This is a genomic window from Thermonema sp. (genome assembly GCF_026003375.1).
GTDB lineage: Bacteria > Bacteroidota > Bacteroidia > Cytophagales > Thermonemataceae > Thermonema > Thermonema rossianum.
The window spans coordinates 433,226-447,032 of sequence record NZ_BPHD01000003.1; the positions used below are offsets into that span (position 1 = coordinate 433,226).

Annotated in this window: 12 protein-coding genes and 1 tRNA gene; 3 read left to right on the forward strand and 10 right to left on the reverse strand. The window is 43.9% G+C overall.

Annotated features, from left to right (window positions below; translation table 11 throughout):
- Window positions 1–54 precede the first annotated feature (54 nt).
- Both QVE43_RS11535 and QVE43_RS11540 read left to right on the forward strand, forming a co-directional pair.
- Entirely contained in the window at window positions 55–2,964 is a 2,910-nt protein-coding gene (locus QVE43_RS11535; RefSeq protein ID WP_288007304.1) for a DEAD/DEAH box helicase family protein, read from the forward strand.
- A gap of 4 nt (window positions 2,965–2,968) precedes the next feature.
- The gene (locus QVE43_RS11540) at window positions 2,969–4,798 is read left to right on the forward strand and encodes a site-specific DNA-methyltransferase (protein WP_288007306.1); all 1,830 of its coding nucleotides are present in this window, start codon (window positions 2,969–2,971) and stop codon (window positions 4,796–4,798) included.
- Between the two features lie 350 nt (window positions 4,799–5,148).
- Here QVE43_RS11540 and QVE43_RS11545 read toward each other — a convergent pair whose 3' ends face one another.
- The 9 genes from QVE43_RS11545 to dcd form a co-directional block, all read right to left on the reverse strand.
- The gene (locus QVE43_RS11545) at window positions 5,149–6,072 is read right to left on the reverse strand and encodes an aspartate carbamoyltransferase catalytic subunit (RefSeq protein ID WP_038031465.1); all 924 of its coding nucleotides are present in this window, start codon (window positions 6,070–6,072) and stop codon (window positions 5,149–5,151) included.
- 10 nt (window positions 6,073–6,082) lie between these two features.
- The gene (gene pyrR / locus QVE43_RS11550; protein ID WP_288007308.1) at window positions 6,083–6,631 is read right to left on the reverse strand and encodes a bifunctional pyr operon transcriptional regulator/uracil phosphoribosyltransferase PyrR; all 549 of its coding nucleotides are present in this window, start codon (window positions 6,629–6,631) and stop codon (window positions 6,083–6,085) included.
- Between the two features lie 39 nt (window positions 6,632–6,670).
- On the reverse strand, window positions 6,671–8,248 hold the full coding sequence (locus tag QVE43_RS11555) for a hypothetical protein (RefSeq protein WP_288007311.1): 1,578 nt from the start codon (window positions 8,246–8,248) through the stop codon (window positions 6,671–6,673).
- Complete coding sequence (coaBC, locus tag QVE43_RS11560; protein ID WP_288007313.1) at window positions 8,184–9,413, reverse strand: bifunctional phosphopantothenoylcysteine decarboxylase/phosphopantothenate--cysteine ligase CoaBC; 1,230 nt, start codon at window positions 9,411–9,413, stop codon at window positions 8,184–8,186. Before coaBC ends, QVE43_RS11555 begins: the two co-directional genes overlap by 65 nt.
- Before the next feature lie 221 nt (window positions 9,414–9,634).
- Complete coding sequence (locus QVE43_RS11565; RefSeq protein ID WP_038031472.1) at window positions 9,635–9,970, reverse strand: DNA-directed RNA polymerase subunit omega; 336 nt, start codon at window positions 9,968–9,970, stop codon at window positions 9,635–9,637.
- Between the two features lie 34 nt (window positions 9,971–10,004).
- Window positions 10,005–10,874, reverse strand: coding sequence for an outer membrane protein assembly factor BamD (locus QVE43_RS11570; protein WP_038031474.1), 870 nt, complete (start codon window positions 10,872–10,874; stop codon window positions 10,005–10,007).
- Window positions 10,875–10,924: 50 nt separating this feature from the next.
- Window positions 10,925–11,401, reverse strand: a complete 477-nt coding sequence (locus tag QVE43_RS11575; protein WP_084147177.1) for a T9SS type A sorting domain-containing protein — start codon at window positions 11,399–11,401, stop codon at window positions 10,925–10,927.
- A gap of 272 nt (window positions 11,402–11,673) precedes the next feature.
- A complete protein-coding gene (gene trxA / locus QVE43_RS11580) occupies window positions 11,674–12,462 on the reverse strand; it encodes a thioredoxin (RefSeq protein WP_288007317.1) in 789 nt (262 codons plus the stop codon).
- A gap of 78 nt (window positions 12,463–12,540) precedes the next feature.
- Window positions 12,541–13,068 (reverse strand): dCTP deaminase, encoded by a 528-nt coding sequence (gene dcd, locus QVE43_RS11585; RefSeq protein ID WP_288007319.1) that lies wholly within the window; start codon window positions 13,066–13,068, stop codon window positions 12,541–12,543.
- A gap of 106 nt (window positions 13,069–13,174) precedes the next feature.
- On the opposite strand from dcd, the gene QVE43_RS11590 reads away from it, so the two are divergent.
- A complete protein-coding gene (locus QVE43_RS11590) occupies window positions 13,175–13,681 on the forward strand; it encodes an SRPBCC family protein (protein WP_288007321.1) in 507 nt (168 codons plus the stop codon).
- Between the two features lie 18 nt (window positions 13,682–13,699).
- Here QVE43_RS11590 and QVE43_RS11595 read toward each other — a convergent pair.
- Window positions 13,700–13,776 (reverse strand) — tRNA-Met (locus QVE43_RS11595).
- Between the last annotated feature and the right edge of the window lie 31 nt (window positions 13,777–13,807).

The window sequence follows — 13,807 nt, forward strand, 5'->3', positions numbered from 1 at the left end:
TTAGGAAATTTTTTTTTAGATGTATATATTAATACATAAAAATTGAAGCTATAAATGACTGCAAAAAACGGAACAAAACAGTTTCAATATGAAATACAAAGCTACCAAGAAGACTGTGTAAATAACATTATCAGTCTTTTTGAAAGACTTCGGCAAGGGGATGATTTCGTTAAGGTGTTGAAGGAACACTACAAAAAGAACAACTACAATTTTCCGGTACAAGATACTGGAAATATTGACATAATGATGGAAACGGGAACGGGAAAAACGTTCACGTTTATAAAAACCATTTTTGAACTGTGCAAGCATTTTGGCTACAAAAAATTTATTATTCTTGTACCATCTGTAGCCATTCGTGAGGGAACTAAAACAAATCTCGAAGACACCAAAGAATACTTTAAAGCTCTTTACGCCAACGAGAAAGAAAAAGAAATTGAAACCTTTGTTTACGAAGGAGGTAACATTTCTGCCGTAAGACAATTTATTGGCACTTCCCATTTATCTGTTTTGGTAATGACATCAAGCTCATTCAGCCGCAAAGATAATATCCTGAACCGACGATTAGATAAAGATATTAACACACCCGAACTATTTGTAAACAATCAGGCGCCACCAAAAACCTATTTGGAATGCCTAAAACGCCTGAATCCTATAGTGATAATGGACGAACCTCACCGTTTTGATGGCGATGCGTTCAAAAAATATTTTCAAGGTTTCAATAATTACTATTTGCGATTTGGCGCAACATTTCCCCAAAAAAAGAACAGTATTCCTCTTTCTAACGTGGCATATGTATTAGACAGCATAACTTCTTTTAGAAAATGTTTAGTGAAGAAAATTGTGGTTTATACTCAGGATGTAGTCGAAAATACAGACACACTTGTAAGTATAGAAAACAAAAAAGCGATTGTAAATACTTTGACCAATGGCATCGTAATAAGAAGAGAGCTGGGTATTGGTTCGATTTTTAATGGTTTAAGTATAAAAAAAATAAATAAAGATTCTATAGTATTGTCGGATGGTTCTGTTGAAAAAATTGATTATTCCATCTCTGATGAAAGTATGAGGGCTATGATTGGTGAATCCATAAAAATTCATTTTGAAAAGGAAAAAGAACTCTTTGAAAAAGGAATCAAATCGCTCACATTGTTTTTTATACCCAATAACATAAATCTTTACCGGGGAGCAAATCCAAAAATAAAGAATTTTTTTGAGAAGGAATATTTAAAACAACGAACTGCAATATTGGAAAAACTTGATAAAAACAGCGATTATTACAAATATCTACAAAATGATCTTGACAGCGAAGGTAATTTACAGGTTCACAAAGGATATTTTTCCGGTGACAAAGGGAACGCCGACGAAAAAATAAGAGCTGGAGTTGATGAAATTCTAAAAGACAAAAAGAAATTGCTTTCGTTTGAAAGTCCTACTCGTTTTATTTTCTCCATTTGGGCTTTGCAGGAAGGTTGGGACAATCCCAATGTGTTTACCATTTGTAAATTATCCAATCAGGGTAGCGAAATATCTAAACTGCAACAAATTGGGCGTGGCTTACGCATTTGCGTCAATCAAAACTTGCAACGCCAAACGCTTAAAAATTTGAACTACGACCAGGAAGCATTTTGGAAAATCAACAACCTTGATGTAGTTGTTTCAAGCAAAGAAAAAGGTTTTGTTGAAGCAATTCAAAACGAAATTTTAAGCAACTCATTCCTTATTTCCGAAACATTCACCGAACAGGAACTCATTAAAACACTCAAAGAAAAATCGGGTTTTGATGATGATACAATTATTACATTGGTGGATGATGTGTTGAAGGACAAGAAAATGATTATTCGCAAGGCAATTGTTGACGGTCAAAAGATTTACGAAAAATCACCAGATTTTTACACTATTCTAAAAGAACAAAATTTGCCCGAAGAACAGGTAAAAGCCATCGAAAGCTTGTTTGCAACCGACACAAATACTTACGTTCAGAAAGCCGAGAAGAAAAAAGAGAAAAAGAAAGTTTTTATAAAAGCAACCCATTTACAAGAGTTTCAAGACCTCTGGAACGCTATCAATAAAAATGCTTTTTATGTGTTAGAATCCTTAACGGCAGAACAGGAGACCCAACTGATACAAAACATTAAAACGGAAATTGAAGCACTAAACATTGAGGAAATTCTGTTGCAAACCATTCGTGCCGAACTCAATGTAAACAAACTTGATAAGAATGATGCCATAACCAAAGAGTTAAAAGATACAATTTCATACAAAAGCAAAGTGGATTATTTGGAATTGGTTCGCACATTGAGCAACAACACCAAAACCCCTCTTTCATTTGTGGTAAAGGTTTTCAATGCCCTAAGCGATGATTTTAAAAAGAAAATGCTTGCAAACAATCCCGAGCAGGCACAACGCGAAATTACCGAAATCATCAACAGGAACTTAATTGCTATGCTCAAAGCAAATATTAAGTATGACGGAATTAACGGAACAGGTCTGCCCAATGTGTTCAAAACAGAAAAAGGAAAAACTTACTTAGATCCCGGCAGCACCGGCAAATTTCAAAAAGACATTGATAAATGTTTTTCGTTGAAAAACAAATGGGTATTTGAAGAAGTGATTGAATACGACAGTGATTTTGAATTGGAAATTGTGGAGCAAGACCCCGACATCGAAAGCATTGAAATTTTTGGCAAATTACCACGCTTAAAAATTAAAACCCCATTGGGCGATTACAATCCGGACTTTTGTTATGTTGTTAAAAACAGTGAAGGTAACAAAATATTCTTGGTAGTGGAAGCTAAAGGCTATCAATCGTCAACGGCTATTCCCGAGGCTGAGAAAGCCAAAATCGACTTTGCCAAAAAGTATTTTGAAGCCTTAAGCGAACACTACAAAGACCAAAATATTAAAATTTCATTTAAAGAACGTATCAATAAAACCCAATTGGCGGCATTGATAAAAAACGCATAAAGCAATGGATAAGCAAGAATTTATAAAAGCAGGCTTTCATGTGGTTGGCGAAGAAGCCAACGAAAATAAACTCATAAAGTTTTTGAAAGAAAACTACCCGAGCGTAATAAAAGACAATGAGATTAACTTACAAGAGTTAAAAGCCATTGCCGGCTTGCCGGTTGACGAAAAGGTAAACGGCTACGGACTTAACTTTGTAGGCAGAAATTTTGCCCGTGCCAAATATGCTCAAAAAACAGACAAAGAGCTACGCCTGAATACCGAAATGAGCAAGAACATAGACACCACTCAAAACCTGGTGCTCAAAGGCGATAACCTGGATTGCCTGAAAATACTCAAAAACTATTACAGCGGTAAAATCAAGTGCATCTACATAGACCCGCCTTACAATACAGATAGTGACGAATTTGTTTACCCCGACAAATTCGACAAAGAAGAAGCCGAAGTGCTGGGCTTGCAAAACTTGAGCGAAGACGATTTTGCCCGTATGGAGTTTGCCTTCAAAACCAAAAAAAGCCACAACGGCTGGCTGGCATTTATGTATCCACGCCTATTGTTGGCACGCGAATTATTAAGCAACGACGGCGTTATCTTTATAAGTATAGACGACAACGAGCAAGCAAATCTAAAACTACTTTGTGATGAAATTTTTGGGGAGGAGAATTTTGTGGCTACACTTATACATCAAAGAGCCAAGGGAGGTGGACAAGCCAAGCATATAGTAAAAGGGCATGATTATATATTGTTGTATAGTAAAAATATAAATTTAATTGAACCTTTTAGAAGAGATAAAACCAAACAGTATAAAATTATTGATAAAAATGGAAAAAAATATATTTATAATGATGATGTTGTTAGAAAAACTTTCGGTAAATACAACAAAAACATGGGAGACAGAAGATGTTATTATGAAGAATTAAATAAATACAAGAATGAAGCACAGGTTAAAAAAATTAAAGAAAAGATTAATAACGGAGAATACTTTTTAGAAAAAACAGAATCAGGTTTACATAAAATATGTAAGTTAGAACCACTTGAAGAAGCGTATTCAAAAGTTTATTCAATTATTAATAGTAATGATAGCACTATTAAAGTTTTATCTGAAAAAGGTATCGAAGATTTAGAAAAACTTAACATACCAGTTTTTACTTATCCTAAACCAGTTGAATTAATAAAGTTTTTAATAAAATCTTTACCCGAAAACAACATCATCCTTGACTTCTTCGCAGGCAGTGGCACCACAGGACACGCAGTAATGCAGCTCAATGCCGAAGACGGCGGCAACCGTAAATTTATTTTATGCCAAATAGATGAGCCAATAGATGAAAAGAAGCCCGCATACAAATTTTGTAAAGAAAACAACTTGCCACCCGTAATTTCCAGCATTACCATAGAACGTTTACGCAGAGCTGGCGAAAAAATCAAAAAAGAGATTGAAGAAGAAAACAAAAAAGCCGGCATGTTTGAAGAACACAAAAAACAAGTGCCGGATATTGGGTTTAAAGTGTTTGATTTGGTAGATAAACCTAAGTTGGAAGTAGATGATAACGGACAAATAAAGTTCCCTGAAATTCATGCCGATACCATCAGCCGTATTTACAATATGATTTTCACCGTTGGTTTAGACGAACCCACACAAGTGCCCGAAGAAGTTAAAAAAGATTGCATATACAAAATCGGCAACCATTACTACATCACCAACAGCGAAAAGCTTGCAAGCGAAGATTACGCCACTATACTCAAAAGCGGTGGAAAAATGTTTATTGACGGATGGACAGCCAGCCTGAACGGCACTTTGCAAAACTATAAAGAAGATGTGAAGATTGTGTTTTAAAAATACAAACATCATGTTTTCGCTATTAACCATGTATATCGTCAAGCTGTCCAAAGGAGATACATAAGCCAACACGTGTCAGAAGTGTATGTGAGCCGGTGTGTATTCAAAAAATGAAAGGCTCGATACCATGGCCTTGGTTTTTGGAGAGTGCAGCTCAAAGATAGATGTTGTGTAAAATCAATACCGGTGCTGCCTGTCATTTCAAATAAAGCGCAAGCGCAGTGAGGAAGCCAATTCCCTCAAAACGATATTTCTGTCTTGCGCCTGAAATGACAAGAAAGGTAAGCCCGAAGGTATCAAGTCTCATCTATTTTTTTGAGCTTACACTCTCAATAGTTGACTTGAACTTACCTTTGTCCTGCAAGCAGGTAAAGCACAGCCATGCGCACGGCTACGCCATTTTCCACTTGGTCTAAAATGATGGAATGGTGCGAGTCGGCGGCATCGCTGCTTAGTTCCACGCCCCTGTTGATGGGACCGGGGTGCATCAATACAATGGGGCGATCGAGGGCGTCGAGCATGGCTTTGTTGATGCCGAAGTAAAGACTGTACTCTCTTAACGAAGGAAAATATTTGATTTGTTGCCGTTCCAGCTGAATACGCAGCACATTGGCCACATCGCACCAAGCCAGTGCCCGGCGTACGTCGTAAGTGATTTGTACGCCCAGTTGTCCTACATATTTGGGAAGAAGCGTAGGCGGTGAGCAAAGCATCACTTCGGCGCCCATCTTTTTAAGTAAAAATATGTTGGACAAGGCTACACGCGAGTGCAATATGTCACCAATGATTGCCACGCGTTTGCCGCCCAAGTCCCCCAGCTTTTCACGCATAGAGTAGGCATCCAACAGTGCCTGTGTGGGGTGTTCGTGAGTGCCGTCGCCTGCATTGATGACATTGGCTTGAATGTGTTTGGCTAAAAAATGAGGGGCACCGGGACTTGAGTGGCGCATCACCACCATATCTACCTTCATGGCCAGTATGTTTTGCACCGTATCGAGCAGCGTTTCCCCTTTTTTAACAGAGGAAGAGCTTGCCGAAAAGTTGACTACGTCGGCAGACAGGCGTTTTTCAGCCAGCTCGAAAGACAGGCGGGTGCGGGTTGAATTTTCAAAAAACACATTGGCAATGGTGATGTCGCGCAAAGAGGGCACTTTTTTAATAGGGCGCTGCAGCACTTCTTTGAACTGGTCAGCAGTAGAAAAGATGAGCTCTATATCTTTTACACTCAATTCTTTGATGCCCAACAGGTGGCGTACGCTAAGGCTCGACATAGTTATATGCTTATTTTTCGTCTTGTGAAACCAGTTGTATGCTATCGGAGGCAAAGCCTTGTTCGCAGAGTTGCACCACAATGCGTTCGGCAGGTAAAATACTGACTCGCCGCCCTACGTAGTCGGCTTGTATGGGTAAGTCGCGGCTATATTTTCTGTCAACAAGCACCAGCAGTTCTACTTTTTGCGGACGCCCAAAGCCTATCATGGCATCGAGGGCGGCACGCACGGTGCGCCCGGTATAAAGGACGTCATCGATGAGCACTACTTTCTTATCTTCAATGATAAAATCAATGTGTGTGCGGTTGGCTTGTATGGGTTGGGTGCGGCGCCGGAAGTCGTCGCGGAAGAAGGTGATATCCAAAAAACCGAGAGGTATATTTTTGCCCGTAATGTCTTGCAAGCGGCAATGGAGGCGCCGGGCCAAGAAGGAGCCCCGGGGTTGAATGCCTATCAAAACGGTGTCTTCAAAAGTATCGTGGTTTTCAATCAGTTGCCGGCATAGGCGCTCAATGGTAATGGACAACTGGGGGCTGTCGAAGAGTTGTTTTTTGGACATAATGAAGCCGGTTTTCGGCTGTAAAGTTAAACAAGAATTTTAATTTGCTTCATCCTGTGGGGGTGGGGGCACTACTTTTAACTTCATCAAATAAAAAGTGGGGCGGTCGCTGAACTGAAGGGGTTCCTGGTAGGGGAACCATAGAAGGAAATAATCGTCGTACCAAAAGAAAGCATCGGCATCTTGCGGGCGTATCTTTTGCCCTTCTTCCGCAGCATAGGTTTTACGATAAGGTACACGTTTTTCTTCGAATACAAGGCTGTCGCCTTCCATCACTTTTACATGAATGCCGCTTTTGTGGGGGTGTAGCAAGGCAAAGCCCTTGCCGGCAGGCACAAAACGCACCATGGGTTTGAGCTGTGTGCTGCGCGAATACTCGCTGTCCAATTCCATGGTGTAGTCGTCCACATATTGCCCTTCATGATTGAAAACGAAGAGGTGGGCATGCAGGTAATCGTAGGTGCTAAGCACGGAGCGCCCGCGCATGGCTATGTTCAGATTGCTGTTGTTGCTTGTTCTATAATTGAGACGATAGACTTCGCCAAGCAAGTAGATGTGTTGCTGCCCTGCAATGGGCTGCTGCAACAGCATTTTATGTTGTTTGGGGTTGTCTTTTCGCTTTTGGTTTTGTTGTCTGCGCTCTGCTTTTTCCGATAGCTTTTCTTGCCGCCTGTCGGGCAAATAATCGTAGAAGTGTCTGAAATCGACAAAGGGCATATATTGCAAGCGGGGGGGCGCGTTCTTACGGATGAGACCGAAAGCCAAACCTTCGGCGTCATCGTCGCAGCGGAAAGCATAGCTGCCTGCCATGAAAAGCCCTTTGCCGGGCAGGGCAAGCAGGCGCACGTGGTCGAAGGTGCGTTCTTGAAAGCGCGGGATGGATAACTCGCTGACCATCTCGCCATTGCTCAAAAATTCGCGCAACAGCAGGTAGCAGTCTTTGGTTTTGGCATATTGAAACGCAATATAAGCCTTAAACTCTTGTGGAGCGATGGTATAACTTACCGGCTCCAGCCATTTTTCGTATATCTTAGGTATGGCTTTTACCGAGGCATCGAAAAAGCTGAAGTCGTAACCTATCAAATGGCGCTTGTAGTAGCCGAGCAGAAAGGCGTTTTTTCCGAATACCAAGAACTCATCTACGTCCAGCGGAGTGGGCAGGGTGGTGCTTAGCCATTGCAACTCGCCGTTGTCGAGCTGTACACTGAGCACACCATATTCGCGGAAGTTGCGCCGGAACAGCAAATGAAAGTATTCTTCACCTTCCAGAAAAACATGCTGCAATTCCCAAGACAGGCGCAAGGCGTAGGTAGTATCCCAGCGGGGTCGCAGCTCTTCGTCGAGCAACTCAAAAAAATAACCTTGATTGGCGCCGCTTAAATTTTTTTGAGGTGAAAAAAGGGTGCCGTAGAGCAGCACCGCCCGCTTTTTTTGCAAAGGAATTACGCGGAACTCTTTGTTTTCGCGCTTCTTTTCCCTGTATTGATAGCGGGCAAGTTCTTGAAACTGCCCATAGGCAACCGGCGTGCCGGAACACAGGCTCACGAAAAGACTAAGCATCCACAGGCAGTAGCTCTTTCTTTTGCATTTGCCGGCAAATCTGTTCCACAATGTCATAAGCAATTTCTTTTTTTGATTTCAGGCCCGAGCGGTAGCTTTCCTTGTCGGCCGTGAGTATGGTGATGCTGTTGGTGTCGTGCCCAAAGCCGGCGCCTTCATCGTTCAGTGAATTCAGCACGATGAAATCGAGGTTTTTCTTCTGTAGTTTTTCCCGGGCGTTGGCTTCTTCGTTTTCGGTTTCCAAAGCAAAACCTACCATGAACTGATAAGGTTTTTTGTGTTGCCCCAGTGTGGCTGCAATGTCGGGATTCTTCACCAGTTCTATTTGCATGCTGTCGCTTTTCTTTTTGATTTTCTGAGTGGCCGCTTCTTTGGGGCGGTAGTCAGCCACGGCAGCTGCCAATACGGCTATGTCGGCTTCGCGGAAGGCATCCAGTGCCACTTCCAGCATCTCGCGGGCGCTGGTTACTTTGAACAGCTCTATGTTGGGGTGCTTGGGAGGAGCAATGGCGGTGGGTCCGCTGACCAATACCACTTCGGCACCATACTGTGCCAGCGCTTCGGCAATGGCATAGCCCATTTTGCCGGTAGAGTGATTGCCAATGAAACGCACGGGGTCGATGGCTTCGTAGGTAGGACCGGCCGTTACAATCGCTTTTTTGCCTTTGAGCTTTTGTCTGTGCGCGAAATAGTCGTACAGATGACGTACGATATGTTCGGGTTCTGCCATGCGCCCTTCGCCTATCAAACCACTTGCCAGCTCGCCGTGTTCGGCGGGTATGATGTGGTGCCCGTCGGCAGTGAGTTGTTGCAGGTTGCGCTGGGTGGCCGGGTGCAAATACATGTCTCTGTCCATGGCAGGTGCAAAAAACACCGGGCACTTGGCTGAAAGAAAAGTGGCCGTGAGCAAATTGTCGCACAGCCCTTGGGCACACTTGGCCAGGGTGTGGGCAGTGGCGGGGGCTATGAGCAGCACGTCTGCCCATAAGCCCAAATCCACGTGGTTATGCCACTCACCGGTCCGGGCGTCATACAAGTCGCTATATACAGGGTGTTTCGACAGGGTGGCTAAAGTCAATGGCGTGATAAATCCTTTGGCAGCTTCGGTCATGATGACACGCACCTGTGCCCCTTCTTTAATCAACAGACGGCAAAGCAAGGCACTTTTGTAAGCAGCGATGCCGCCGGTGATTCCCAGCAGTATTTTTTTGTCTTTCAGCATAATAACTAATCGTTTCAGCTTGGGTTTTGAGCTACATGACTTTACCGGCAGACTTCCATAAAGCTGCCTTCGATTTTTATCAAAAATACAAAAAGCAACAAAATACTTAAACGCCAAGGCCCTTGCTTTGCTCATTGAAAGGCATGAAAGAGACGGAAAAACAAAATCCCCACTGCTTTCCGGAAGCAATGGGGATGCGGCAACAGATGATGCGCGAGGTATTAGAGCTGTTCGGCATCGCCTTTTTCTTCTTCTCTAAGGCGCCACATGAGTTTGTCTTGTAAAAACTCTTCTATGGCTATTGCCGTTGGCTTGGGCAGACGCTCGTAATATTTTGAAATTTCGATTTGCTCTTTGTTTTCGAATACCTCTTCCAAGTTGTCATGCGGCATGCTGAAATCGCGCAGTTTTTCGTGCAATTCTTCCTTGAGCTGTTGCGAAATCTGGTTGGCACGCTGTGCAATGATATGTACCGACTCGTAGATGTTGCCGGTTTTGGCTGCAATCTGGTTGGTGTCGCGTGTGACAATAGAAATCGGTGCTTGTATCTTTTTCATAGGATTTGGGTTTTCGTCAAGTTTTTTACTTAACTTAAAATGAAGGCTGGGCTTTATCTTCTTCCTCTTCTTTTTTCGGCTTCTGCAGTTTTTCCAGTTCTTTCATTTGCTCTTGAGCAGTGCGCAAGCCTTCTACTGCTTTTTCGTAGATGTTGCTGGCTTTTGACAACCACTCGCTTTCCGGATAGCGCTCGGCAAACTCTTCATAATAGTTGATAGCCTCTTGATAACGCTCTGCCTGTTTGTTTAGAATACTGTTCTTGGCAAACAGATAAGCACTTTGCAAACGCTTGTAGAAAGCCTCTTCACGGTAATCAGAGTCAGGATATTTTTCTATGAAGTTTGAAAGTGTGATGACCGCCGCTTGGTAAAGATCACGTTTGTAGTATTGGTTGGCCAAATCATAGGCTTTGATTTCCAGCTTGCTGCGCAACTCTTTGATGAGCCGGTTACACTCTTCGGTGCGGCTGCTGGTGGGGTAAGCGTTCAAATAAGATTGAAAGGCCGTAATGGCTTTTTCCGTATCGGTTTGGTCCAGATTGGGTTCAGGTGAGTTCTTGTACAGCGAATAGGCGTACATATACATAGCCTCTTCAGCTTTGGGGCTTCGCCCGAAGGTCTGGTAGAAACGCTTAAAGTAAAAGGCAGAAAGGGTATAATCTTTTTGATAGTAATAGCAATAAGCCAAGGTGAGCTGTGCTTCTTCTGCCTGAGTTGTCCCGCGTAGAATGGGAATGATTTCTTCCAAAAGCAGGCTGGCTTTGTAGTAGTCTTTGTCTTCGTAAAACTCCATGGCGCCCGCATATTTTTCTTGCACGTCGTTGCTACGTTGCAGGCGGGTAAACTTACTACAGGCACTCAACAGCAAGGCAAATGTGAGAAGCAGTAGATGTGTGCGCGTCATAAATGGTAAATATCTGTGAACTATTGCAATGCGCAAAGGTAGGGAAAAAATCAATGTTTTACAATTAGTTTGCGCGTGGCTATCACACGGTCATCCATCCACAGAGAGTAAAAATAAATGCCTGAGACCATCTCGTTCAGGTGGATGCGTATTTGCCGGCTGTCGGGATCCAAGGGATACATGCGCGACTGCGCCCCCAGCACGTCGCTGATGCCAATGAAATAACGGTGGGTGCGGTCTTGAATTTGATAATTGAAAAACACGTACTCGGAAGCAGGATTGGGATAAGCCAATGAAATGCTGATTTGTGGCAGATTAACTAAAAACTCTTCCGGTTCTTCGCCGGTTTTTTTGTCCGTTGCATTGGGGTTGTCCTTGTCGTTCATTGGAACGGCTACTGCTGCATGGGCAGTGCGCTTGTACACCGATGCCACATAATCTTGCATCGGCCGTTTGGCAATGCCACTGAGCAGCCCTACAACGAGCAGCCCCAAAAAGAACGATATGACGGAGTATGAGTGTTTCATGAATATGACTTAACCTTCTGCGTTTATTTTGTTCACTTTTATAACAAAAGTTAGCGATATTTTATTGCAATTGCACTATACAAAGATACGTATAAGTTCGCATTCTGTTCGAAAGTTTACAGAAAAATAATCTGCCGTTTTTTGCTTTCCATTCAATTAGATGCATCAAGGGGGGAAAAGGTTGCATGGCAGGGTGAATTTTTTTTAAAAAAAAGCTGCTTCGCCCTGTCATCGAGCAAAGCAGCGCTATATTAAAACAGACAGTGGCTGCTTTAGTACAAAGCCATATCGAAGCGGCGGCGGTATTGTTTGACCAACGGATGGCTTTCGCCCAAGAGCTGAAAAAGCGCAATGGTTGCGCGGCGGGGCAACTCGTCTTGAAAGCGTTTGTCCAGCATGACCGCCTGAATCAACTGTTCGATGACCTGCTCCATATTGCCCTTTTTCCATGCTTGTTGTGCATTCGCGAGTGCATTTTGGGCTGCCCCTGTGGGGGTGCAGCTGAGCAACTCGGCAAGGGTGAGCAGGTGTTGTTTGCGTTCAATCCACTGCATGTCTTGCGGATGCACCTCCTGCAATAAGCTTTGCGCCTCTTGAATGTTGCCTTGTCGCAGCTGCCAAAGGGCTTGCAGCAATTGCACCTCTGCTTTCGATGCCTGTTGTTGATAAAGGTCTTCTATGCTCTTGGCTATGTCGGCGGGTGCTACTTCGAGCAGCTGCACAAATAGTGCTTCTATGCGTTCGCGCAGAGGATCGGGCAAGTGTTTGGCAAGCCACTGTTTGAGTTGAAACTCCGGCATGGCGCCTGTGAATTCGGCTATTACCTCGCCACGATGAAACAGCTTTACGGCCGGAATGCCTCGAATATGGTATTGGGCGGCTATTTCCGGCTCTTCATCGGTATTGACTTTGACCAACGCCCATTGCCCTTGTGCTTCGGCTGCCAGCTTTTCAAGCACCGGTGCCAGAAACTGGCAAGGACCACACCATGGCGCCCAAAAATCAACCAATACCGGTACTTCGTGGCTGCGCGCAATGACTTCTTTTGCAAAGTCCATCATGTTTTCCTCCTTTTTTTGTATGATGTTTCTTTCATTCGATGCAACAAAAGAAGCCTGCAAATCATTCCAAGGCAGGGGCTACTTCTTTTTTTCAAAATCTTTGTACAAAAGGCTGGGTTGCACGTCACGGTTATTCTGGTATTTGCCACTGCGGTAACGCTCGTAGTCGCCTTCTATGGTGTGATAATAGATTTGGCAAATTTCTACGCCTGCATAGATGCGTATGGGCTGCACACAGAATATCTCGAGTGTCCAATAGCCGGCAAAGCCCACGTCGCCAAAGCCGGCAGTTACGTGGACGAAGAGTCCCAAGCGCCCTACCGATGAGCGCCCTTCGAGCATAGGCACCAGCCCTTCGGTGGCGGTGTATTCCATGGTGCGCCCCAAATACAGCTTGTTGGGTTCGAGCACCAAGCCCTCTTCCGGAATGCGGATGCGCTCATAGGCATTGGGCTTTTTCATATCCAGTACGGGGTCGCTATATACCAGCAACTCATTGTGCAGGCGCAAGTTGTAGCTGTTGGGGTTCAGTTGCTCGGGGTTGAATGGCTCGATGATGATGTCTTTGCCAATGCGGCGTGCAATCTCTTTACCTGAAAGTATCATAGGGCAGTTGCCTGTTTGTGCAGATGATGAACGTTGCCGCAAAGCTACAAAAAACAAAAAGGTATTACATCGGGTTGAAGCATAGAATTTAAAAGCAAATAAAAGCATGAAAGTGTATCAGTTAAAACGAGAGCAGTATTTGCCCATCAGCCTTGCCGAAGCATGGGACTTTTTCTCTTCGCCCCGCAATTTAAAAGACATTACACCGCCGGATATGGGATTCGATATTGTACTTATCGAAGAAAGCAAAGCCATGTATCCGGGCATGATTGTTGGCTATGTGGTGCGCCCGTTGTGGGGCATCCCCATGCGCTGGCTCACTGAAATTACGCATGTGCAGGCACCTCATTATTTCGTAGATGAGCAGCGCTTTGGTCCTTATGCGCTGTGGCACCATCAGCATTGGTTCGAAGAAGTGGAAGGGGGCGTTAAGATGACAGACTTGGTGCATTATGCTCTGCCAATGGGTGTGCTGGGACGCCTGGCGCATGCTTTGTTCGTAAGGAAACGACTCGAGCAAATCTTCGACTACCGTTTTCGCACTTTGGAACGCCGCTTCGGCAGCTGGCAGGCGCAAAATGAACTAAAACAAAAAAGCAGCTTCTCTGCATGAGGCTGCTTCCTTTCTGTTTGGTAGCGAGGGGGGGACTTGAACCCCCGACCTCCGGGTTATGAATCCGACGCTCTAACCAGCTGAGCTACCTCGCCATTTGGTGTTGCAAAAGTAGGGCTTATTTTC